Source organism: Brevundimonas sp. (genome assembly GCF_046293315.1).
Taxonomy (GTDB): domain Bacteria; phylum Pseudomonadota; class Alphaproteobacteria; order Caulobacterales; family Caulobacteraceae; genus Brevundimonas.
In genome coordinates this window covers 1-246 of sequence record NZ_JBKBPF010000027.1, presented here as the reverse complement: position 1 = coordinate 246, position 246 = coordinate 1, and the positions used below count along the sequence as shown (strand labels likewise).

The following is a 246-nucleotide window of genomic DNA, read 5'->3' as shown; positions in this document are numbered from 1 at the left end:
AGGTCATCGTCACCCTGATCAAGGGGGAGGTCGCGGTCAGCCGAAGCGAGCAAGGGGCGCCGGGCGCGCCTGACGCGGCCATGGTCCTGCGTCCCGGCGAGCGCCTGACCGAGCCCCAGGCGGGGCCGGCGCGCATCGAGGCGGCGTCCGTGGAAGCCGCCACCGCGTGGCGCCGTGGCCAGACCGTGTTCGAGGACACACCCCTGGGTGCGGCCGTCACCGCGCTCAATCGCTAGGGCGGGCCCG

The 246-nt window shown here is 75.2% G+C and carries 1 pseudogene; it reads left to right on the top strand.

What is annotated here, in order from left to right:
- Positions 1 to 236: pseudogene (locus ACK4SE_RS13820) on the top strand (hypothetical protein); the annotation flags it as partial.
- Positions 237 to 246 lie beyond the last annotated feature (10 nt).